The organism is Cytobacillus sp. C11.1, from assembly GCF_058145115.1.
The window spans coordinates 3502632-3525706 of sequence record NZ_CM176935.1 but is presented as its reverse complement, the minus strand read 5'-3'; the positions used below and the strand labels follow the sequence as shown (position 1 = coordinate 3525706).

At 40.8% G+C, this 23075-nt stretch carries 21 protein-coding genes, 1 pseudogene and 1 riboswitch; of the genes and pseudogenes, 10 read left to right on the top strand and 12 right to left on the bottom strand.

Annotated elements, in window-relative coordinates; genetic code table 11:
* The first annotated feature begins 300 nt into the window (after positions 1-300).
* A complete protein-coding gene (locus tag AC3ZVC_RS17495; RefSeq protein WP_490064487.1) occupies positions 301-1557 on the top strand; it encodes an ATP-binding protein in 1257 nt (418 codons plus the stop codon).
* 229 nt (positions 1558-1786) lie between these two features.
* Here the strand turns inward: AC3ZVC_RS17495 and AC3ZVC_RS17490 are convergent, their stop codons facing one another.
* Entirely contained in the window at positions 1787-1939 is a 153-nt protein-coding gene (locus AC3ZVC_RS17490; protein WP_110062821.1) for a lmo0937 family membrane protein, read from the bottom strand.
* A gap of 161 nt (positions 1940-2100) precedes the next feature.
* Positions 2101-3030, bottom strand: a complete 930-nt coding sequence (locus tag AC3ZVC_RS17485; protein WP_490064486.1) for a TetR/AcrR family transcriptional regulator — start codon at positions 3028-3030, stop codon at positions 2101-2103.
* A 128-nt stretch (positions 3031-3158) separates the two neighbouring features.
* Between AC3ZVC_RS17485 and AC3ZVC_RS17480 the strand changes: the two genes are divergently transcribed.
* Positions 3159-6221 (top strand): efflux RND transporter permease subunit, encoded by a 3063-nt coding sequence (locus AC3ZVC_RS17480; protein WP_490064485.1) that lies wholly within the window; start codon positions 3159-3161, stop codon positions 6219-6221.
* Between the two features lie 231 nt (positions 6222-6452).
* Here AC3ZVC_RS17480 and AC3ZVC_RS17475 read toward each other — a convergent pair whose 3' ends face one another.
* The 5 genes from AC3ZVC_RS17475 to AC3ZVC_RS17455 form a co-directional block, all read right to left on the bottom strand.
* Positions 6453-7226 (bottom strand): divergent polysaccharide deacetylase family protein, encoded by a 774-nt coding sequence (locus tag AC3ZVC_RS17475; RefSeq protein WP_490064484.1) that lies wholly within the window; start codon positions 7224-7226, stop codon positions 6453-6455.
* 206 nt (positions 7227-7432) lie between these two features.
* Positions 7433-8164, bottom strand: coding sequence for a 7-carboxy-7-deazaguanine synthase QueE (queE, locus tag AC3ZVC_RS17470; protein WP_490064483.1), 732 nt, complete (start codon positions 8162-8164; stop codon positions 7433-7435).
* Complete coding sequence (gene queD / locus AC3ZVC_RS17465) at positions 8157-8633, bottom strand: 6-carboxytetrahydropterin synthase QueD (RefSeq protein WP_490064481.1); 477 nt, start codon at positions 8631-8633, stop codon at positions 8157-8159. Before queD ends, queE begins: the two co-directional genes overlap by 8 nt.
* Before the next feature lie 3 nt (positions 8634-8636).
* On the bottom strand, positions 8637-9296 hold the full coding sequence (gene queC / locus AC3ZVC_RS17460) for a 7-cyano-7-deazaguanine synthase QueC (RefSeq protein ID WP_490064480.1): 660 nt from the start codon (positions 9294-9296) through the stop codon (positions 8637-8639).
* A 51-nt stretch (positions 9297-9347) separates the two neighbouring features.
* Positions 9348-9390: riboswitch (PreQ1 riboswitch) on the bottom strand.
* Positions 9391-9731: 341 nt separating this feature from the next.
* Positions 9732-10454, bottom strand: coding sequence for a CBS domain-containing protein (locus AC3ZVC_RS17455; RefSeq protein ID WP_490064479.1), 723 nt, complete (start codon positions 10452-10454; stop codon positions 9732-9734).
* A 403-nt stretch (positions 10455-10857) separates the two neighbouring features.
* On the opposite strand from AC3ZVC_RS17455, the gene pxpB reads away from it, so the two are divergent.
* The 6 genes from pxpB (at position 10858) to AC3ZVC_RS17425 (ending at position 17117) form a co-directional block, all read left to right on the top strand.
* Positions 10858-11565: a 5-oxoprolinase subunit PxpB gene (gene pxpB / locus AC3ZVC_RS17450; RefSeq protein WP_490064478.1), complete on the top strand. Its 708-nt coding sequence runs from the start codon at positions 10858-10860 to the stop codon at positions 11563-11565.
* Positions 11565-12566 carry a 5-oxoprolinase subunit C family protein gene (locus AC3ZVC_RS17445; RefSeq protein ID WP_490064477.1) on the top strand — a complete coding sequence of 334 codons (1002 nt, stop codon included), beginning with the start codon at positions 11565-11567 and terminating at the stop codon, positions 12564-12566. The genes pxpB and AC3ZVC_RS17445 overlap by 1 nt, the downstream gene beginning before the upstream one ends.
* Positions 12567-12578: 12 nt before the next feature.
* A complete protein-coding gene (locus tag AC3ZVC_RS17440) occupies positions 12579-13346 on the top strand; it encodes a LamB/YcsF family protein (RefSeq protein ID WP_490064476.1) in 768 nt (255 codons plus the stop codon).
* Positions 13347-13559: 213 nt separating this feature from the next.
* The gene (locus AC3ZVC_RS17435) at positions 13560-14750 is read left to right on the top strand and encodes an NRAMP family divalent metal transporter (RefSeq protein WP_490064475.1); all 1191 of its coding nucleotides are present in this window, start codon (positions 13560-13562) and stop codon (positions 14748-14750) included.
* A gap of 20 nt (positions 14751-14770) precedes the next feature.
* Positions 14771-15562 carry a putative hydro-lyase gene (locus AC3ZVC_RS17430; RefSeq protein WP_490064474.1) on the top strand — a complete coding sequence of 264 codons (792 nt, stop codon included), beginning with the start codon at positions 14771-14773 and terminating at the stop codon, positions 15560-15562.
* A gap of 232 nt (positions 15563-15794) precedes the next feature.
* On the top strand, positions 15795-17117 hold the full coding sequence (locus tag AC3ZVC_RS17425; RefSeq protein WP_490064473.1) for a M14 family zinc carboxypeptidase: 1323 nt from the start codon (positions 15795-15797) through the stop codon (positions 17115-17117).
* Positions 17118-17150: 33 nt separating this feature from the next.
* On the opposite strand, the gene AC3ZVC_RS17420 is transcribed toward AC3ZVC_RS17425, so the two are convergent.
* Positions 17151-18293 carry a metallophosphoesterase gene (locus AC3ZVC_RS17420; protein ID WP_490064472.1) on the bottom strand — a complete coding sequence of 381 codons (1143 nt, stop codon included), beginning with the start codon at positions 18291-18293 and terminating at the stop codon, positions 17151-17153.
* Positions 18294-18521: 228 nt separating this feature from the next.
* A complete protein-coding gene (locus AC3ZVC_RS17415; RefSeq protein ID WP_490064471.1) occupies positions 18522-19367 on the bottom strand; it encodes an SDR family oxidoreductase in 846 nt (281 codons plus the stop codon).
* Positions 19368-19488: 121 nt separating this feature from the next.
* On the opposite strand from AC3ZVC_RS17415, the gene AC3ZVC_RS17410 reads away from it, so the two are divergent.
* Together AC3ZVC_RS17410 and AC3ZVC_RS17405 are read left to right on the top strand one after the other, a co-directional pair.
* The gene (locus tag AC3ZVC_RS17410; protein WP_490064470.1) at positions 19489-19809 is read left to right on the top strand and encodes a hypothetical protein; all 321 of its coding nucleotides are present in this window, start codon (positions 19489-19491) and stop codon (positions 19807-19809) included.
* A 39-nt stretch (positions 19810-19848) separates the two neighbouring features.
* Positions 19849-20874 carry an AI-2E family transporter gene (locus tag AC3ZVC_RS17405; protein WP_490064469.1) on the top strand — a complete coding sequence of 342 codons (1026 nt, stop codon included), beginning with the start codon at positions 19849-19851 and terminating at the stop codon, positions 20872-20874.
* A gap of 48 nt (positions 20875-20922) precedes the next feature.
* Here the strand turns inward: AC3ZVC_RS17405 and AC3ZVC_RS17400 are convergent.
* The 3 genes and pseudogenes from AC3ZVC_RS17400 to AC3ZVC_RS17390 form a co-directional block, all read right to left on the bottom strand.
* Positions 20923-21329 (bottom strand): annotated as a pseudogene (locus AC3ZVC_RS17400) (HIT family protein).
* Positions 21330-21531: 202 nt separating this feature from the next.
* The gene (locus tag AC3ZVC_RS17395) at positions 21532-22656 is read right to left on the bottom strand and encodes an MBL fold metallo-hydrolase (RefSeq protein WP_490064468.1); all 1125 of its coding nucleotides are present in this window, start codon (positions 22654-22656) and stop codon (positions 21532-21534) included.
* A gap of 15 nt (positions 22657-22671) precedes the next feature.
* Complete coding sequence (locus AC3ZVC_RS17390) at positions 22672-23061, bottom strand: DsrE/DsrF/DrsH-like family protein (RefSeq protein ID WP_490064467.1); 390 nt, start codon at positions 23059-23061, stop codon at positions 22672-22674.
* Positions 23062-23075: the final 14 nt, after the last annotated feature.

Here is a 23075-nt window from a genome sequence, read left to right as displayed (position 1 = left end):
TAGATTTATAATCCTGCGTCAAAATTCTTAATAATGCACCCACGTGCTTTTAAATGAGGATAGAACAGGCCTTGATTCTCAATTTCAATAGCGGCATTCATCATTGTTTAATGGAGAAGTTTGTCGAAGGCACAAGAAAAGGAATGAACGGATTAGGAGTCAAGTTTTTTATAATTATATTATGTAAACTATAATCGTTAAAAAGTAAATTATTATCAAAATATTGCCGATTTATAAAGGATTCTTTCCTCTTTTTGTTTAATTAGTTAATAGATAAACAGGTATGGAGGCATGGTTCTTTTGAATGATTTTGCAGCTGACTTGATCTTGCATTTTTTGATCATGATGATAATACCTTTTACCAATAACCTCCTTTCTCATCAAAGAGCAGGTAGTAAGTCACCATCATTTCTTATAGTTGCGCTTATTTTATCCCTTTTCTTGACTATGGCTTTTCCTGTTACAATTGCTGGGGATCAGTCTTTCGATTTAAAATTTATACCCGTATTTGTGGCTTATTTCTATATCCATCCTGTTGCGGGGATTATTACGATTAGTGCATTAATCGGTTTTAAAGCCTTTTTTTCAGCAGGATCCCTCCTGTTCATGATTTTAAATTATTCGATTATCGCTGTTCTTTTTTATTTTGCTTCGAAATATTATCAGAAATGCTCTTTCAGGCAAAAGCTTAGTCTAGCAGCGCTATTTTATGTACCGATTACCATTACTCGTTATCTGATTTTTATTCAGGAGGGGCTTTACGGCGAAGCTATATACCTTGTCTTGTTCTCAATCGTTTCAATTGTCACGATTTCCATGATTATTTATTTAATTGAAATAAATCGATTGCAAGCTGCCATGATGGAAAAACTAAAGAGTGCAGATAAATTAAATGCCATTAGCCAGCTGGCAGCATCTGTTGCCCATGAAATCAGAAATCCAATGACCACGGTAAGAGGTTTTCTGCAAATGCTTAAGGATGACCAGAATCTCACTTCAGATCAGAGTACCTTCATCTCAGTTTCATTGGAAGAGCTTGACCGGACAAACCACATTATCGATGATTTTCTTTCACTTGCTCGTCCGGATAGCTCTGTTTCCGGAAAGGTCCTGCTTTCGACTACGCTTTTTGAAGTGGCGGATTTTATGAGGTCGTATGCTCTCATGGCTAAGGTCGAAATTAAAACTAAGATTTCTAATGATATTTTTATTAATGCCAATAGGAATGAACTCAAGCAGCTTTTTATTAATCTAATAAAAAATAGTATTGAATCGATGCCTGATGGAGGAATTTTGGAGGTTTCCGCATTTAAAAAAGGAAGCACCGCATTTATTCAAATTAAAGATGAGGGAATTGGCCTTTCACAAAAGCAATTGTCAATGCTCGGCCAGCCATACTATTCAACGAAAACAAAAGGTACCGGACTTGGACTGATGATCTCTTTTGACATTATTAAACGCATGAAGGGCGAGTATAATATTAATAGCGAAGAGAATAATGGGACGACGTTTACAATCAAGCTGCCATTGTTTAAATTATCTGATGAACAGGTATAGACCTCACTCGCTAAAGTAAACTCTGCCGGCCGGCACCAACCGAATTAGGCATTATACTTTGAGGAAAGTTAAAAGAAACTTGCTTCCGCGTTTTGAGTAATAGTTTTTATGGATGAAACAAATGGAATACAATGTACTGGGAATTACAGGTGTTCTCCGATGACGCTATAAAAAGGAAAAGGGCATAGAAAAAGCCTTCATTGAAGGCTTTTTTGTTTGAATTTCTTTCCTATCCCCTGCCTGATGCTCGGCCTTTGATAAAGTTTACGACAATAATGATGGCTGCAATTACTAGCAGTAGATGGATGATGCCACCTGCTACTTCAAATATTAATCCGAGTATCCATAATACAAGCAAAATACCTGCAATCGTCCAAAGCATCCTAACCTCTCCTTCCATTTTTGTTTATATTGCTTACATACCCTGCATAAAAGCCGGACAAACTTCCTCATCAGTTTTTGGAAAACAGGATAAAAAATAACATCGCCGCAATCCTAAAAAGAATTGATGACAATGTTATTTTTTACATGTAAAGATCTTAATTATACAGAGAGAATCACGTCTTCCAGGGCTTTTGCTTCGACTGCAACTTCCTCGTTTTCTTTTAGCAAAGCGAAAAGCCCTTTTAGCACCACTTTCTCAGGACGGGATTTCTTTGTTTCTTCAGAGATGCGGTTGGCAATTTCCTTTAAGCTGGTAAATTGAGAAGGATCCAGTTTGTTTAGTTTGTTATAAAGTGTTTTCCAGGCCTGCTCCCTTTTTTCAAAAGAAACAAAGGCCCCCTCCCTATCCATATCGACGACAAAGTTCTGCATCATTTCATCATTAAGGATGGGGTGGCTATTCCCATTTAGAAAGTCATTTGCCATCACATCCTGCTGCCTTACGATGTGTCTGCCAATAGCAGAAGGATCTGCTTTTGCCTGCCCTGTCACCAAGAGCATCATATAGGTACGATAGATGGATTGCGTCATGAACAGCAGATCCCATTTATAATTAATTATTTCTTCTCCGTAAAGTTCTAGCAAGCTATTTTGCAGCCAAGAAAATAAGCGGCCTCTCATCCTGTGTTCCATGGCGGAAATTTTTTTGTTATTCGTCCCTGTTTCGCCACGCATATGCATTTTCATATAAGCTTTATAATGCAGAATTCCCTCAAACTGAACCTCAAATTGTTTCTCAAGCTTTTCCCTCGGCGGCAGATCCCCGTCAAGACCAATAATGAAAACTCGCTCGAATACAAGCTGCTGATAATGTTCATAGATCGAAATGATCAGATCTTCTTTTGATGTAAAAAAGGAATACAATGAGCCCTTGGAAATCCCCACTCCTTCGGCAATTTCCTGCATAGATGTATGGCTGTATCCTTTCTCGGCAAAAAGCTCAACTGCCGTTTCTAAAATGACTTCTCTTTTATTCATATCAGCACCTCGGACATAAATTGGTTTAGTATCTAAACCCAGCACACTCATTCTTGACTCCACCTTCAGAAACATGCAAAATGACTATTGAGTCAATTATATTTCCTTGTTTTGTAAAGGTTTAAATCTATTTTATTCATCAATTGACCCAAGAGTCAATACCCTGAGGAGGAACATATATGCTAGGATGGATACTGAAGCGATCCAAAATTTTTATCATTTTGTTTTTATTATTTGTTATTATTGGCGTGTTTACGTTTTTTCAGCTTCCGCAAAGGGAAATTCCTGAAACCACTGTCAATATTGGCACAGTAAATACTGTCTATCCCGGTGCTACTGTAGATAGTGTGGAACGAAATATAACAAACCCCCTGGAATCAAAATTGCTGTCTATTGATGGAATTGAAGAAATCAGTTCTTCTTCGGCCGCTGGCTTCTCCGCTATAATCGTAACCGTATCCGACGGAGAAGACAAAAAAGAAGTTTTCAGTAATGTCCGTCAGGCAGTATCAGATACAGCTGCCGGATTTCCTGAGGAAGCATTTGAACCCGAAATTAATGAGTCAACGATTAAAATGCCAATCGTCTCTTATCATCTCACAAGTAATGATATGGAGAATCTTCTTCCATTAAAAAAAGAATTAACTCGCTGGAAAGAGGAAGTTGAATCCTTAAAAGGTGTATCGGGAGTAGCAATTAAAGGTCTACCTGAAGAAGAAATAGAGATCCAGATGGATCCTGAGCTATTAAAAGCAAAGGGCATTATCCTTCCTGATGTGATCGAGGCAATTAACGAGGAATATTACCCGACTCCTATCGGGAAACAGGAAATAAATCAAGAAGTTGTGCAATTGACTGTTGATCACTTTACTTCTGAAGAACAAATTGAGGCTGTATTTGTCGGAAAGACTCCTCAAGGGGAATCAGTCCTGTTGGGAGATGTGGGAAAGGCTGAAATTGTTCAACAGGAGAAAGAAGATATTGTTAGTCTAGACGGAAAGCCTTCTATTTCGTTTACCGCTTTTGTAGAAGAAGGCCAGGATATCCCGTCTGTTGATGAAAGAGTAAGTGAAAAAGTGAAGGAGCTCAGTACAGGGTTACCTGAAAATGTAACACTAGAGAATTACTACTCTCAGGCTAATTTGGTGACAGATATATTTGATGGATTATTCCTTTCACTAGCCATTTCAGTCATTGCGGTTATTTTAACAACTGCGCTTGGTTTAACGGCATCTGGTGCTTTTGTCGTGGCGCTTGCCATTCCAATCTCTATCTTAATGGGGCTGATTCCCCTTCCGTTTGCGGAGGTGGATTTAAATCAAATATCAGTCATTGGTGCAATCATCGCATTAGGTATACTGGTTGATGACTCGATTGTAGTGAATGATAATATACAAAGACGCTACAAGCTGGGTGATAACGCCCTGGCCGGCGCTGTAAATGGGACAAAAGAAATATGGGTTTCCATTGTCACCTCTTCACTGGCGATCGTTTTTACATTTCTTCCGCTCGTCTTTCTATCAGGGGGCAATGGAGCATTTATCCGTGCATTGCCAACAGTCCTGATTACGACTATTCTGGCATCGACACTCGTAGCGCTGATTTTTGTGCCGATGCTGCGTTTTATGCTCTATAGAAAAACGAGCAAAAAGGTTTCAGATGCACCAGGTTTATTAGGCAAACCATTGAATAAAACATCCGATTTTTATGCTGATAAAATTTTAAAGCCTTTTTCAAAAAGACCAAAACTGGTTTCTATCCTTGGATTATTTTTTACAACAGTTATTATGGGATTGGTTGTATTAACACCGTTTGAATTTTTCCCTGCTGCTGACCGCGAAGAAGTAACGATTGATGTTTCCCTGCCGATCGGAACGACTCTTGAGGAAACAGCAAATGAGCTTGAAAATATTGAAGCAATACTATTGAGTGATAAGGGTGTAACGGAAACGAGCATATTTGCTGGAACCGGGCTGCCAAATTTGTTTAATAGCTCCCTCAAGGTAACGGGTCCTAATACCGGACAAATAGTAGCCCGGGTAGATCGGGAAAGCCAGACAGCGCAGGGATTGATTGATGACTGGTCTTCCGTGCTTCGGAATAAATATCCGGATGCTGAAATTTTTATGGAAACCATCCAGCAGGGGCCTCCTGCTGGCGCTCCTGTAACGGTAACGATTAAAGGACCGGAAATCGGGAAGCTTTTGGAGCTGAGGGATAGCCTGACTGAAGATATGAAAAAAGCAGGAGCCGACTTTGTAGTCGATAATATTGGCAATCCTGAGCCTACCTTAAAGTATGTACCAAATCGGGAGCTTTTAGAGGATTATGGAATCACGGTTAACCAGATAAGCGAGCAAATTCGTCTTGCAACTGAAGGAATTCCTCTTAAACCTTTTGACAATGGAGTTACCAAAATGGATATGAGTATCCTTCTAGGTGAAAAAGATGAAGCTCTTGATCTTTCAGAGCTTGAAATTGCGTCTGGCAATGCCCAGGGTGGTCCTCCAGCCCTTGTGTCCATTGACACTCTTGTAGATGAAGAAAAAACTGAAGAAATTCAACGGATTCCTCACTTAAATGGAGATCGTGCTATTACGATCAGAGCTTTCCCAAAGGACGAGGAGAATTTCAAGGAAAATGTGCAAAATGTCGTTGAAGATGAACGAGAAAATCTGAATGATAATGATTATAGCATTTCAGTAGGTGGAGAAAATCAGGCGCAAAATGATTTCTTTGCTGAGATTACCGTTTTATTTATCATTGTCATCTTTCTTGTATACCTGCTGATAGCCTTCCAGTTTAACTCACTGGGAATTCCATTTCTGGTTCTGGTTGCTGTTTATCTGGCGATTGCAGGTGCAATCTTGGGGCTGTTTGTCACACAAACGCCAATCAGCTTCCTTGCCGTTATGGGTATGGTTTCATTGACCGGAATTGTAGTTAGAAACTCTGTCGTGCTGATTGAATTTATGGAACAGGGACTAAGAAATGGAATGCCTATAAAAGAAGCAGTTGTAGAAGCAGGCCGTACAAGAATCCGCCCTATCCTGCTAACAGCACTCACTTCCATTGTAGCGTTGATCCCAGTAGCAGTAAGCGGCGATGCCTTATTTACCCCGCTCGCCATCACGATCATCTCTGGCATCCTGTTCTCGGTTATCCTAACCCTGATCATCGTCCCGATGATGTATCTGGCATTCAAAAAGGTACCAGGTACCTATACCACACTAGACCAGTAAGCTGCAAAAGCCTTCCTGCCAAAATGCAGGAAGGTTTTTTGCATCCTTTTCCGCTGATTGCATATACTATATTCACGGCCGCCCACCTCTTCTAACTTCGCTTCGTTGCGGGACTAACCAGACCGGAATGTGGGCGGCCCCCTTTCAGTACCAGGTACCTATACCACCACTAGACCAGTTTCATTACACACCATAAAGGCTGCAAACCTCTTCGGGTTTGCAGCTTTATTTTTATGGTCCATCGTCAATTAGTTCGTAGCCGGGGATTAGTTCTGACAGCGGTACGATGTTGGCTTTTTGTAAATAAACAGGGATATAATCCTTCAAAACGGATACCATTTTGGGGCCTGTGATGCCAACATGCCCTATAGCGATAATTCGTTCGCTTTTTACGAGTTTTTCTGCCAGCCGATCAGCTTGTTTAGTAATGTGTGCTGTGGTGTAAATATCATCGAAAAAAATATGGTTCTCTACATAAGGAACACCAATTTCATTTGCCACCTTGCCTGCCACGCTTTTGCCGGTTGTTTTGCTGTCCAAGTAAAAAAGACCATGTTTCTTACAAACTTCCATAACAATTCTCATGACACGCTCATTTTCTGTCGCTCTTGATCCCATATGATGGTTCATGCCGACAGCGTGCGGGACCTCTTTTATGGCATCTTCTACTCTCTTGCGGATTTCTTCATTGCTTAAATCAGTTGTAATTGCTCCAGGGCCAAGCCAGCTTCTCTTGCCTCTTTTCGGTTCCATTGGGAGATGAACAATGACTTCATGGCCATTCTTATTAGCCATTTCGGCATCTTCTTTTGTCGTTGGCATGAAAGGCATGATGGCTACCGTCAAGGTGACTGGAAGTTCCATCATTTCTGCTGTACCCTTCATATTGTTTCCCAGGTCATCAATGACAATGGCCAGCTCGGGTTTTGGCGAAGCAGCAGCGGTGTAACCTGCCGTACTGCCTAATGAAAAAATCAGTAACAGAAAGCTAATGAATATTTTCATTTTCCACACTCCTTTTGGCTAGCATTCCCTGGGATTGAGGAAATCTTTCAAACGAAAAAAACTGCCGGACACAATGTCTGGCAGCTTTTTTCGTTGATTGTATTTTCGAGAAAAAGCACAAATGGCGGATATTCATACCTTGGATGTATAAAGGCTCTCAAGAAAAAAACCCGCACATAATGTATGTAACGGGTATATGAAAGAAGCTATACTCCCCGCTTATTGCCCCAAATATAGGTGTGGAGCTGCGGCAGGACTTTTACATCTTTCAAATCATGGTCAGCCATCGTTTTCTCAATGAGCCAATTATATTGGCCAAGCAGTCTTTGGATCAGATCCTGGTCATCTGCAGTAGCCGTATCATCATTCCCTACCTGCAGATAAAATGGAATACCCGGGTAGCGCTGATAGACCATTTTTGCATACTCATAGTCACCATCATTAAAGATAACAATCTTTAAGGAGACATGTTTATCTCTATCGCCTTTTCTTTGCAGATTTTCGAGGATCGAATCAAGCATTTCAAAATCTGTTTTCATTCCTGAGCTTGGCGGCTTAGGTGAAATGGTCAGTTCATCAATTTCGTAAAACCAATCCTGCCAGCGGCTTCCCTGGGTTTCGAGGCAGACTTTAATCCTTTCTGCTTTCAGTAATGAAATGAACTCATCGAGGTTTTTCAGAAGAGCCGGATTTCCTCCTGAGATTGTCACAAAAGAAAAACCGTCGCCGCCAAGTTCCTTCAGTTCCTTCAAAATCTCATCCGGATCCAGCTGACGAATGCTGTCTTTAGCGCTTCCATCCCAGGTGAATGCGGAATCGCACCAGCTGCAGGAATAATCACAGCCTGCTGTACGGACAAACATTGTTTTCTGGCCGATAACCATTCCTTCACCCTGGATGGTCGGCCCAAAAATTTCAAGAACAGGGATTTTACTCAACCTCCATCCACTCCCTTCTCGCTTCTGCAAAGCTGGTAGGAGTTTCGTAAAGGCGTACAAATTCCATCCTTGCCCCAATATATTGATCCTTCCGGTTTTGAAGGGATTCCGCCATTTTTTCATAAATCCAGACAACCATGTTCTCTGCTGTCGTATTCATAGGCGGTAGTGTTTCATTCAAATACTTATGGTCAAGGAAAACTTCAATATCATTTTTCCAGATTTCTTTAATATCACCAAAGTCAATCATCAGACCTCTGTCATCAACAAATCCGCTGATGCCAAAAATGACTTTGTATGTGTGGCCATGCAAATTTTTGCATTTGCCTTCATAGCAATGCAAATGATGGGCGGAATCAAAGGTGAATTCCTTACTGACAAGAACACGTTTTTGATGATATTTTAGCTGATCGCGCTTAATATCCTTGTCAATCTTCTGAAGTTTATCAACAATTCTGAATCCGTACATGGCTTACAGCTCCCCTTTCTCTTGGAGGAATTCTTCAAGCCCTTTTTGCCTTAAATGGCATGCCGGACACTCGCCGCAGCCATCAGAAGGGATTCCGTTATAGCAGGTGAGCGTTTTTTTACGTACATAATCAAGCGCATTCAGATCATCTGCCAGCTTCCATGTTTCGGCCTTGTTCAGCCACATTAATGGCGTATGAATAATAAACTGCTGGTCCATTGAAAGATTAAGTGTTACATTTAGTGATTTTATAAAAACATCCCTGCAATCCGGGTATCCGCTGAAATCTGTTTCGCATACACCAGTAATGATATGCTTGGCATTGATTTGACTGGCAAGCACGCCAGCAAAAGATAGGAATAACAAGTTCCTGCCGGGTACGAATGTGGAAGGCAGTTCCCCCTCTTCCCCATCCTTCACTTCGATATCATTACGTGTTAATGCGTTTGGCGCCAATTGGTTTAGTAAAGACATATCAAGTATATGATGGGTAACGCCCAATTCTTTTGCGATTTGCTGTGCGCATTCAATTTCCAGCTTATGCCGCTGATTATAATTAAAAGTGACTGCTTCCACTTCTGCGAAATGTTCTTTTGCCCAAAATAAGCATGTGGTGCTATCCTGCCCGCCGCTGAACACAACAAGCGCTTTATCATTTTTCATAAGAAATTCTCCTTTTAATAGAAAAACAGGACTACTAAGAAAGCAGACCTGTTTTCCTTAGTTTTTTAAAGAGGGTAGCTAGAACCTCTACCGTAATCAAACGGATTTCTATTTAGCTATCACCTTATCTTAGCATATTTATCGCATTTTTACAGAGGTATTTAAAGATGTTTTATTTTTCAAAATCGTGGAAAAAGTAATAATGCAAGGCCAAAACCAAAAGGAGGGACTGAAGCCATGATTAGGTTTACAGCGACTTCACGGTATTCGTTTGGCGTTGCAAAGAAAGGAATCTTTGCACTGAGGTCAGCGGGGATGCAAGTGCAGGATAGGCCCACACTAATCCGCTTTGGCCTGATGCAATAGGATTCCTGTAAACGTCCTTATGGGGACTGAAAAAAGGTGCGAACCAATCGGTTTGCACCTTTTTTCATATTAATTTTCGGCATCCGCTTCGAGAAGGTCCCAGGCAGTTATGATCCCTTTTGGCTTTTCTGTCGGCTTACCCTTTTCAGTAACAATAATGCCTTCCAGTTTTTCATTTTTGCACCTGTACTCTTCAAATAAGTCCTCTAAATCAAAAATGGAAGTATCTTTGCTGACGAACGTTATTTGATGCTTCGATTTTTTGTTAAATAGCTCTTTTATTTGCACTTTCTTCAGCTGAATCGAATCTTCTGTAAAATGCTCGGCCATCCATTTTACAATATCTGCTGAAGTCAGCAGCCACGAGTATTCTTCCTTTCTATTATAGATGGGAAACTGGGAGTGTGAAAACTTATTGATAATGGCCAAAACATCTGACAGCTTGCCATCTTCGTAAAAGTAAAAAACAGGTGTCGCGGCGATCGACAGTGCTGTCTTCGGCTTTTCAAAATCTTCAGCAATCCTTTCGATCCTTTCAACTGTCTCCAAATGAGGTTCGGCAATATAATAATCGAGATCTATTTTTTCATGTACAATCGCATTTCGAAGTTTTGCAAATTGAAATAAATCATCTTCGTATAATCGAATCAGCGAATGATTTTTTTGTATCTCAATCAATTTATAAAATTTATCTGTCCTGGCTTTTTTGGCAGATTGTTTTAAGGCTTTATGAATACGGTTAAAAGCTGCCTCAAATCTTCCGGACAGGTTAATTTCTGTTTTTGCACCCACAATTATCTCTCCCTAAATCATAATGTCTCTTTTGTATTCCCATATTTGCAGGTTTCGTAAACTATGAAGAAAATGGAGGTTCATTTTTCGTTATTCTACTTCTCTTCTTAGAGGGTTTCATTAATCATCGCTACAATCACCTGCTACATAATTTCCTAGCTTAGAAGGATGTATAGCAGGACAATTTGCACAAAAAGAATTTTCAGTCTATTATAGAATAATATATTTAGTTAGCGTAAGTTGTTGAGTAGATGGAAACCATTGGTTATAAACTATCTATATAATACCGGTATTATTACCGATAAACATTTGTATTAGAGAATCAATAAGTTTCTATTTTATGCAAACTTCTAAAGCTAATTACTATTACCAGAATAGTTTTTTTATGAAAGCAGGTGAAAAAATGGAATACACTATACACCCTCTTGGGGAGAATGCCGTCCTCATTGAACTTGGGAACGAAATTAGCCAGGAGGCGCACGAAAAGGTTCAGGCCTTAACAGCAGTCCTTGAAAATCAGCCGCCGGAATGGATGACTGAGTACATCCCTGCTTTTTCGACTGTTAGCATTTTTTATGATCCGCTGCTAATTTATCAGCTCTCAAATGACAAGCTTCCATATGACCACGTTTGTTCACTGATTCAACCGCTGATGGAGGGTTTAGAAGCAAGCAAAGCTGCAGATGCAAGGGTTGTTGAAATTCCTGTTTGCTATGGCGGTGAATTTGGTCCGGATCTGGAGTATGTTGCAGACCATAATGGAATTACACCGGAGGAAGTCATTAACATTCATTCTTCTGGAAACTATCTGGTTTATATGATTGGGTTTGCTCCAGGCTTCCCTTTTATTGGAGGCATGTCCGAGAAAATCGCTGCGCCTCGAAGGGAATCTCCCCGTTTGAAAATTCCGGAAAGGACGGTTGGGATTGCAGGCATGCAGACTGGGATCTATCCGATCGAAACACCTGGCGGCTGGCAGCTGATTGGTCGAACTCCTGTCAAATTATTTCGCCCGCATCATGATTCCCCTACCTTGTTAAAAGCCGGGGATAAAATCAAATTTTTCCCGATTAGCCTGAAAGAATACGAGAATTGGAAGGAGACAGAGTAATGCTTAAAATAAAAAAACCGGGTCTCCTTTCAAGCATACAGGATTTGGGGAGAACCGGGTTCCAAAAATTTGGTGTAATTGCAAGCGGAGCGATGGACCCATTTGCACACCGAATGGCTAATTTGCTGACAGGTAATGCTGAAAATGAACCTACTCTGGAGATAACCATGCTGGGGCCTACAATCATTTTTGAAGAAGATGCCCTTATCTCTATTTGCGGCGGGGATCTATCTCCAGCCATAAATAACGTGCCTGTTCGAGCTTGGAGATCTATTTTTGTGAAAAAAGGCAGCGAACTTAAATTCGGCTACACACAGAGCGGCTGCCGTGCCTATTTGGCTGTTGCCGGCGGCTTCTCTGTACCTGAAGTAATGAAAAGCAAGGCCACTTATTTGCGTGCTGGCATTGGCGGTTATGAAGGAAGATCTTTAAAAGCTGGTGACCAGCTTGTTTGGGGGACGCCATCAGACCAATCAGATAAAATGACGGAATATTTATCACGACAGTTACAAAATCACCCCTTTGTGGAAAGTGATTGGTCCATCACAGCCGAGCTCATTCCGAATTCTGAATCCAATCCGTTCATCCGCTTCACAAAGGGCCGCCAATTTGAGCTTTTTTCAAAGGAGAGCCAGAAAAAGCTGATCGGTGCTGACTTTGAAGTAACAGCACAGTCAGATCGAATGGGTTACAGACTGAAGGGCCCTGCCCTTTCATTATCTGAACCAGCCGAAATGATTTCCGAGGCAGTCAATTTTGGTTCAATACAAGTTCCGCCTGATGGAAATCCGATTGTATTGCTTGTGGACAGGCAAACAACTGGAGGCTATCCAAAAATCGGCCAAGTCGCTTTTGCCGACCTCCCTTTGCTTGCACAGGCCAAGCCCGGTGATAAGCTGAGATTTGTGGAAATATCGCATGAAAAGGCTCAGCACTTGTACCTCGAGAGGGAAAGGAAATTAAAAGAATTGAAGCAAGGAATCTATTTGAAAACCAGATAGGAGGATAATGAGATGCATATTGTTGATATTAATTGTGATATGGGTGAAAGTTTTGGAGCGTATAAAATGGGGCGGGATGAGGAAATCCTGAACTATATTACTTCTGCAAATATTGCGTGCGGCTTTCATGCAGGCGACCCTGCCACTATGCGCAAAACGGTTAAGATGGCATTGGATAAAAACGTCGGAATCGGCGTACACCCTGGGTTGCAGGATCTTCCGGGATTCGGACGGCGCGACATCAGCATTACACCCCAGGAAGCCTATGACCTGGCAGTCTACCAAATCGGGGCATTATATGGTTTTGTCAAATCCGAAGGCGGCAAGCTTCAGCATGTTAAGCCGCATGGAGCCCTATTCAATATGGCTTCTAAAAGTGCTCCTCTTTCCGAGGCAATTGCCGAAGCGGTTTATAAAGTGGATCCTGAATTGATTTTATTTGGTCTTGCTGGCAGTGAGCTTGTGAAGGCCGGGAAAAAAATCGGCCTCCGCTCTGCCCATGAAGTGTTCTCAGACCGTACTTACCAGGAAGATGGCTCGCTTACTTCCAGAAGAGAAAGCAATGCCCTCATTACAGACCATACAGCTGCAGTTAATCAGGTAATCCGGATGGTAAAGGAAGGTAAAGTAACTTCTATTCAAGGCACGGAAGTTACTATAGAAGCAAACACGATATGCATTCACGGCGATGGTGAAAGCGCACTTGAATTTGCCAAATATATTCCAACTGCTCTGAAGGATGCAGGGATAAAGGTAGCTAAAATTAGTGATTTTTTGTAATAAATGGTTAATCATATTTAGGTCTGAGTTGATGAATATGGCTAAAGCTGATGATAAAAACGAAGAGTTGACGATTTATTGGCAATGTTGATGATATTTTTTGCAAAGTTGACGATAAACATAAATTTCACTTCCTTGGATCGCCTTTTTCACGAAAAAGAGGCGGTCGGAGAGCTATATTTCTTAAAATTAAACAATACAGGGGGAAACTGAATGAAACAGCAAACAAATGCGAGCTTATTGCTGGGTGCCGCGTTCCTAATGGCCACATCGGCCATCGGACCGGGATTCCTGACACAAACAACTGTATTTACTGAAACACTTTTAGCCAGTTTTGGCTTTGTTATTTTAATATCCATCATTATTGATATTGGTGCGCAAATGAATATTTGGCGAATTATTGCTGTTTCCGAGAAACGGGCCCAGGATATTGCGAACGATCTCCTTCCCGGCCTTGGTTATTTTCTCGCTGCCCTTATTGTCATGGGCGGTCTGGCTTTTAATATTGGGAACATCGCCGGAGCCGGATTGGGTACCAATGTTATTTTTGGCATCTCCCCTGAAATGGGTGCTTTGCTAAGCGGAATCCTGGCGATAGGGATCTTTATTGTTAAAGAAGCTGGAAGGCTGATGGACCGCTTTACGCAGATTTTAGGTTTTGTGATGATTGCCCTCACCGTTTATGTCATGTTCACTGCACAGCCTCCAGTTGGCGAAGCTGTTGTTAAAACATTCGCTCCTGATAAAATTGATATTCTTGCCATTATTACTTTAGTTGGGGGAACAGTTGGCGGATATATCACCTTCGCTGGCGGGCATCGCTTGATTGATGCCGGGGTTAAAGGAAAAGAAGCTCTTCCTGAAGTTACAAAAAGCTCCATCAGCGCGATTGGTATTGCGTCTGTCATGCGTATATTCCTGTTCCTTGCTGCATTGGGGGTTGTATCCCAAGGACTGGCGCTCGATCCATCCAACCCTCCTGCTTCCGTTTTCCAATTGGCAGCAGGCAATATCGGCTATAAAATTTTCGGGGTTGTGATGTGGGCTGCCGCTGTAACGTCTGTAGTCGGCGCAGCTTATACGTCTGTTTCCTTTATACGTACCTTCAGCCCGGTCCTGGAAAAATATCATAAATGGCTGATTGTAAGTTTTATTGCCATATCCACACTTGTTTTTGTCATCATCGGAAAACCTGTTAAGATTTTAGTTTTAGTGGGCTCCTTAAATGGTTTAATTTTGCCGATTGCTTTAGGTGTCATGCTGATTGCTGCCTATAAAACCAAAATTGTCGGTGATTATAAGCATCCGCTTTGGATGACGATTTTTGGCGTGATAATTGTTGCGGCCATGTCTTATATGGGTGTTTATTCATTAATAAATGGTATCCCTCAGTTATTTAAATAAGGTTGAAAGGAGAATTTTTCATGAGCGACCCTTCTATTTGGAGTCCTGCTGAAGCACGTAAGTTAATCCGCCGCCAGGGCTGGGACAAGCCTACATCAGGAATGGCAAATGGTTATATTCAAGCAAATTTGGCCATTCTGCCAAAGGAAATGGCATTTGAGTTTTTGCTCTTTTGCCAAAGAAACCCGAAATCCTGTCCCATCATTGACGTCACCGAACCTGGATCTCCTGTTCCGCTGCTCTCTGCTCCTGATGCTGACATTAGAACAGATATTCCTAAATACAGGATTTACCGGAACGGCGAGCTGGCTGAAGAGCTGACAGATATAAGCGATTATTGGAATGAAGACATGGTAGGATTTCTGCTGGGCTGCAGCTTTACGTTTGAAGAGGCACTGATTAAAAACAATATCCCTATAAGGCACATCCAGGAAAACCGAAATGTGCCGATGTATAAAACAAATATTGGCTGTGTAAAAGCAGGCCGGTTTGAAGGTCCAATGGTTGTCAGCATGCGGCCAATGAAGGAAAAAGATGCAATCAGAGCTGTGCAGGTAACAAGCCGCTTCCCTTCTGTCCATGGTGCTCCAGTCCATATGGGGAACCCGGAAGCCATCGGCATAAAAAATATCTATCAGCCTGATTTTGGGGACTCTGTCACGATTCAGGATGGCGAAATTCCTGTATTTTGGGCTTGCGGTGTCACCCCTCAGGCAGTTGCTATGCATGTAAAACCGGAAATCATGATCACACATGCACCCGGCCATATGTTTATCACGGATTTGAAGAATGAAGATTTAGCAGTTTTATAAGAAAGAGGCGTCCTGATTCTTGGGCGCCTTTTTCTTATTTTATTGGTAATAATATCCTATCCCAGTTGGTTCCTTTTTCTCAAAAGATTTAATAGGTTTCTGTGTCTTTTGATTCGTTTTTATAAAATACTGTATTTTCAATTAACTTTATTGCTTTTATCTATTAAACTCTTTATTAAGCAACACGAAATTTTCGCATTACATAGAAATTATTTTATGAGGAGGATGAAAAATGAAGAAAATTTCTAAAGCAGTAATTCCTGCAGCACTGGCACTATCAATGATTGCATCGTCAACAGCTCTTGCAGATCCACAGTCAAAGCCTAACGGCCCATACATTGAAAATGAACAAAATATTTCTTTATCCAGCTACATGTCTAATGAAGAGCTGCGTCAAACACTCGAAAAGCTGGAGGCTTCTTCGAAAGGCAAAATGAAGCTTGAAATTGCCGGCTATTCCAATCAGTCTCCTGATGGCTACCAAACGGAAGAAGATAAAGGCGAGCCTCTATATGTTGTAAAATTTGGAGATGCAGATCCGAATAAAAAACGCGTGCTGATTACGGCACAAATTCACGGAAACGAGCAAATTGGCGCAGAAGCGGCAATTGATATCATCCAAAAATTATCCTCTAATTCTAAAGAAGTAAATGAAATGCTGGATAAGGTCTCTATTTGGATCATGCCGCGCATTAATCCGGAAGGTGCAGATAATCAATATGAAGGCAAGTGGTATCCAACAAGGTATACTCACCAAACATGGCTGCCGGAGAACATTGACCTTCCAGCAGGTACAGAAGCTCCATGGTATTATAACAGTGACGGCAGTGAAAGAGCTCAGAATAATAATGGACGGGTCGTATATGGAATTCCTGGATACGACCAGAACCGTGACTATAACCCGAACCTGGATTTCAGAGTCGAAGAGCAGGATAAAGGTGAAGTCGAAGCTTTCCTAAATGATAAAGATACCAATAACAGTAACTTCGGCGGATTTTACGTAACAGCAGAAGCCAGAACGGTTACGAGTGTATTCCAGGATCTGCGCCCGGATGTCTATGTAGATGTTCATCACCGCGGTTTTAATACCGTGTCTGATGAAGATAACCGCTCTGTTCCGATTCAGCTTGCAGCTGTTGTGGCCGACCCATATACCGATCCATTTACAGGCAAGGAATATGAGGTAGATGAGGACGTTCTTACATTAGGCAAGCAGGTGAATGCCCTTGCAGCTCAGACACTGCAAAGAGGCTTCTCCCACTTTGGTGCCATCCAGAAGTATCCTGATGTCAACCTTCCGGGTACAGCACTTGGTGCCTTTGCTTTAAATGATGCAGCAATTATGCTGATGGAAATTAAAGGGCAAAGCCAGACTTTAGGACAGAAACAAGCTGGTATGCTGAAAGAAACAGTTAAGGCGCCGCTTTACGATTTATTTAATGCACTTGCAGATGGATCCATCCATGATGTAGATCCCGCTGTGTATGATGCTATACCGGAATCGACAAACAGAATTACAGACCCATCTACAAGAGATACCGAGAATGATTTTTAAATGTGAGAACCCCTCCCTCCAATGGGCGGGGTTCTATTTTTTATCCCTCAAGAAATCCAAAGTCTCTTTATGGTCTTTTCTCATAATTTGTTCAATTAGCGGATCTGCCGGGATAGCTGGTCTGCTTTGTTTATTGATTGTACGATAGACTGGCCTAATCGAGGATAAGCTGCTAGTAACCTTCCAGCTGCCTTCTCGTTCGACAATCTTTAAATCAATGAGTCCCAGGTGATTGCCCCAATACCCGGCCTGGACGGCAGCCGTTCCATTTATGGTCCCTGTTTTCAAATCAATTCCCGGCAGCTTCTGCAGTTCATCCCTTACAGGAAAGACAGAATGGCTATGGCCAAATAGAATGGCATCAATGCCTTTTACCTTGCTTAGAGCATAAACAGAGTTGCCTTTTTTCTCATCCAATCCTTTATCTGATTGCAGTCCAGTATGAGCAAGAGCCACAATGATATCTGCACCCTTGTTCTTCATGATTGGGATAAAATGTTCGGCAGTTTCTTTAATATTTTTCACTTTTAGATTGCCTCGAAAATATTCCTTATTCCATTCAGCGACAATAGGAGTGATAAAGCCAATTACGCCAATGTTAAGCTTATGCTTCTCCCCTGCTGTATCTGTCACCTCTTTTTCAAGAATCGTATAAGGATTGAAATAATTAAGATCATCATTTTCAAAATGGTTACGGTCTTCTACATATATATTGGCATTTATATAAGGAAAATTTGCACCCCTTAAACTTTCTTCCATAAAGTCAATTCCATAGTTAAATTCATGGTTCCCGACTGTAGCCGCATCGTATAACAAAGTGTTCATGGCTTTAAAAACCGGATGGACATTGGCCAGGTCCAACGGATGGCTCCTGTAGGCATATTCATCGAGTGCGTTGCCTTCCAATATGTCTCCATTATCAAAAAGAAGGGAATTTGGTACTTCCATCCTGGCTTGTTTGATCAGGTTCGCCGTTCTGGAAAGTCCAAACTCTACCGTCTTTTTTTTATTTTCGTAATTATATCCAATCATGTTCCCATGCAGGTCAGTCGTTTCCATTAGACGCAAGTGAATGGTTGGAGGCCCGGATACTTGCGCTTGTGTTTGATTCCAGACAATCAGCAGGGTCATGAATGACAGTACGATGATTAAAGTTTTTTTCATTCCCTTTTTCATTCCATCTCCCCCCAGATGATTAATGGACTAGTTTTTTTATTTTCTCTTGATATTAGAAAATTAATCAGGGATTGGGAACTTCAGAAAAAAGAATAAAAAAAGGGAAATTTTGAAACATCTTAAAGCTAAGAACGCACAAATTTCTTTATTCATATCAAGCTTTCTCTTGCTAGGCACTTTTGCCTTGTTTGTCATATGTTTGCTGATTACTTCGTATCTGTTTTCTAATTAATTTTTGTACAAAGTTTTCATAATTACTTTCTCCCAGGTCTTCCAGCTCAGCATATTCTTCAAATTTATTCTTGCTCGTACACCTTTTCCAACTGGGTGTCTTAACCCTGGATTTTTCTCCAATGCGATGCTGGCCGCTTTTTTTGCTACTATTACCGGATCTCCATAGAAAGGCTCGCTTTTATCCAGGTAATCTTGAATTTTTCTCATATAAGCATAATAGGGAGAGTCTTTTTTCATTGATTGCTCCGTTACTTTTTTTCCAGTTGTCCAAATGCCTGTTCTAAAAGAGCCTGGTTCTATTAATGCGATATTCACGCCAAAAGGCTTCATTTCAAGCCTTAAAGATTCGCTCCAGCCTTCGATTGCAAACTTGGAAGCAGCATATGGAGATAAGCCCGGAAATCCTGCTCTTCCGCTAATGGAACTTATATTAATGATCGTTCCTTTTCTTTGCTTGCGCATAAACGGAAGAACGGCTTGTGTAACAGCTATTGTTCCAAAAACATTCGATTCGAACTGGCTTCTGTATTCATCAAGCGGAATCTCTTCTACAAAGCCAGCACCAGCATAGCCCGCGTTATTAATCAGGACATCAACTGAAGGGAGATTGTTTAGGAATGTTTTTAAATTTTCTATTGATTCTGCTGAGGTAACATCCAATTCGTGAACAGATATTAACTCCTGTACTCCTTCTGCATTTGCTTTTTCCATTAATAAATTGCTTTTTTTCATATTCCTCATTGTCGCCATGACATGAAAATTATTTTTAGCCAATTCTATGGCCATTAAGGTACCAAAACCACCAGAACAGCCAGTAATAACGGCATATTTTTTACCCAAAATCATCATCCTTTATCAATGTGTTAAAATTTTTATTTTAACCGTGCAATTAGTTATATAATAAAAATTGAAAGTATTATAAAATAATAAATAAAGTGAATTTTTTAAGAGGATGAACAAGTTGGCGCACATATTTTTTAGCATGGTTTTATTCATATCTGGTTTGTCTTCAACTATGCAGCAAACGATGGATTTGAGCGATTGGATTGAGTTAGAGGAACAAATCAATGGTGATTCCATCGTAATTGATGCAGCTGTTTTAAAAAATGCAGCATCGAAAAATGCTTCCGTGGCTGCTTTTAAGAAAATTGCCGCAAAAGTTTTTACATTTAAGGATATGGCACACAGCAAGCTTGAATTTGCTGGTTTTGTTCCTGTTCCTAATATCCATAAGTATATGACTCCCCATAAGTTTCAGAGCAACTGCCTCCACACTGTTTAAGGGAAATCTATATAAATAAGAAAATGTGGAGGAATGAGAATGGAAAGCTTGAAATCATTTTTTAACCATAATGGATTGAAACGTTTTATCATCTTCGGGGTTATTGTACTGGTGCTTTATTTGCTAAGAAGCATGATTAACTTGATTCTGATTACCTTTATCTTTTCATTCTTGATGGACAGGCTTGTGAAGCTGGTTTTATCAAGATTTAAATTTAATAGGAAGTTAACGGTAGTAAGCCTGTATCTAGCGATTATTGGCATGTTATCGATAGGGATTACTAAATACCTGCCCATTATAGTATCAGAAATATCACAGCTCTTCACCCAGGTTGAAAGCTTTTACACTCAAAAGCATGACAACATTATGATCACCTATATTGTTCAAATGCTTGAAACAAATGAGATTTCGAAATATCTTGAGCAAGGGTTTGCATTTTTGCTGCAATACTTTTCAGATGTTAGCCATATTGCCGTCCAAATTTTGCTCTCCTTAATCCTAAGTTTATTCTTTCTGCTTGAAAAACCAAAGCTCGTTGATTTTACAATGAAATTTAAATACAGTAAAATCGCAGACTTTTATAATGAAATCGAATACTTCGGCAAAAAATTCGTGCAGACGTTTGGAAAGGTTATAGAGGCGCAGTTTGTCATTGCGCTTGTCAATTGTGCATTAACAACCCTGGCACTATGGGTTATGGGTTTCCCTCATCTTTTGGGACTGTCAATTCTTATATTTCTGCTAGGTCTTATTCCTGTTGCGGGTGTGATCATTTCTCTTATTCCGCTTAGTACGATCGCCTATTCACTTGGCGGATTCATCCAGGTTTTTTATATCCTTCTTGTTATTATGGTCATTCACGCGATAGAAGCATATATTTTAAATCCAAAGCTTATGTCTTCCAAAACGGATCTGCCTGTATTTTATACGTTTATTGTCCTGATTTTTTCGGAGCATTTCTTTGGCGTTTGGGGGTTGATTGTTGGAATTCCAGTGTTCGTCTTTTTGCTTGATGTGCTGGGAGTTAAAAACAATTCCCCGGAAAAACCTGTTAAAGCAGCCTGATTTAGCAAAAAACACACAGTTCAAGCAGCTGTGTGTTTTTTGCTGATCTTATTTCAAGGTTACTCTTTTATTATCAGGTTGTTTAAGCCAATGCCTTATTCCTTTACCTGCATGTGGCTCATCATTATATCTGGGGATTATGTGCAGGTGGCAGTGAGGATCGTTTGGTTTGACGCCTCTCCAACATTCCAGCCAAGAGTGTATCCATCCGGTGAGTACCTTTTATCAACGTATTCCTTTGCTTTTTGCAATAATTCATATGTATCGTTCCACTCATCAGCCGCTAAGTGAAAGGCATCTTTATAGTGGGCTTTCGGGACAATGACTCCGCTTCCCTCCAATACATCCTGCTCCTTATCATGCTGAAGGTAGTAGCATGTGTTGTTTTCAAAAATGATATGCTGATGAGGATCCCTTTGAGGGTGGCAGAATGGACAATTTTCATGGTAAGTCATCTTAGCATTTCCTTTCTAAATAAAATGGCTGTTCTATATCCAGCTTAATGTTCTAATCCAGCGGGGGCTCATAGATGTCACTTTCATAATTTTCATTTGCATTCAATAGATCTAAATGTTCTAAATTCTTCCTATATTGTATTACATAAAGAAAAAAACAAACAGTCATTATAGGCTGTTTGTCTTTTTTATAATATGATTATTATCTTACCGCACAGCGGTTTGGACCAATTTCCATTTCCCGCTGTTTTTCAAGATCCGGGTCAATTTTACCCATATTAGTTTCTCTGATTTCCTGATAGGCATTTGGCTGCGGAGGCAAATTCTCTGTAACTGTTTTACGGAAGGTTTCTTCACTGTCGATATTAAGACCATGGTTCTGAGCGTAAAGGACACCAAGCTTTTCTGAAATGCTGCCATCATCATTCATTTCTTTAATGGTCATATAGTGGGCAGGAAGCACAACAAGCTCATCCGCAAGCTCCTTATAGCGCTTGTAAAGAGTTGTCCGTAAATCAGCTACCCAATCTTCGGCTTTTCCGGCAAGGTCAGGACGGCCAATAGAATCGATAAATAAGATATCTCCTGTTAAAAGATATTGGTCATCGACTATAAAAGAAGTACTTCCAATTGTGTGTCCTGGTGAATACAGCGCAGAAATAACAGCGTTACCTACCTTTATTTCGTCGCCGTCATTTAGCGGGTTATAGGAGAAGGTTACCTCCTCTGCATCTTTAGGAGGAAGGTAATATTCAGCACCTTCTTTTTCAGCCATTTTTCTGCCGCCGGAAATATGGTCTGCATGAAGGTGAGTATCCAGAAGCGCTTTCAGTTTTAGATTATGCTTTTGGATAAATTCTTCATATGGTTCCAGCATCCTATTTGTATCAACAATGGCTGCTTCTCCATTTGATTCAATAAGATAAGAAAGGCAGCCTTTGCCGATCCGTACAAATTGATAAAGTGAGCCGCCGCTTTTCAAGTCGCCAATTCTTACAGGCTCCAAATGCTCGCTCCAGGCTTTCATTCCGCCTTCAACAGAAAAGGCATTTGGAAAACCTGCTTCTACAAGCTGATCTGCGACAAATTCGGAAGAACCGCCTTTTGCGCAGACAACAAAAAGATCCTGATCCTTTGGAAGCTGATCTTTAATTGGATCCACGCCTTCCAGAAGCTCAAAATAGGGAGCATTGATCACTTCAACGTTTTTTCCTTCAATTTTCCAGTCATCAAAGTCATCGGTGTTTCTGGCATCTATGATAAAAACGTTTTCATGGTCAAGGATCTTTCTGACTAGCTCTTTAACCGAAATTGTTTTTGAGCCCATTTCCATCCTCCTTTTTTAAAAGGTTAGTGTGATATTCGCATCGCTTGCAAAATGAAGGAATGATGCGGCACCCCCAACGTCTACACCTTCGACAAAATGTTCTTTTTCAAGAGACATGACGTCCATCGTCATTTGACATGCGATCATTTTTACACCCATTTCAGAAGCCATGCTGACAAGCTCTTCAATGGAAGGGACATTTGCACGCTTAAAGCCTTCCTGAAAATGCTCCGTTCCTGCAGGCATTGGCAGCTGCTTGTGGCCTTCTTTATGGATTAAGTTCAATCCTTCAAATGTAAAGAAGATTCCAACCTCTGCATCTGTAGCAGCGGCTGCCGAAGCAATATTGAATACTTTATAGGCATCGAACAAGCCGCCATTGGCCGCGATGATAGCTACTTTCATGTGTAAAAACCTCC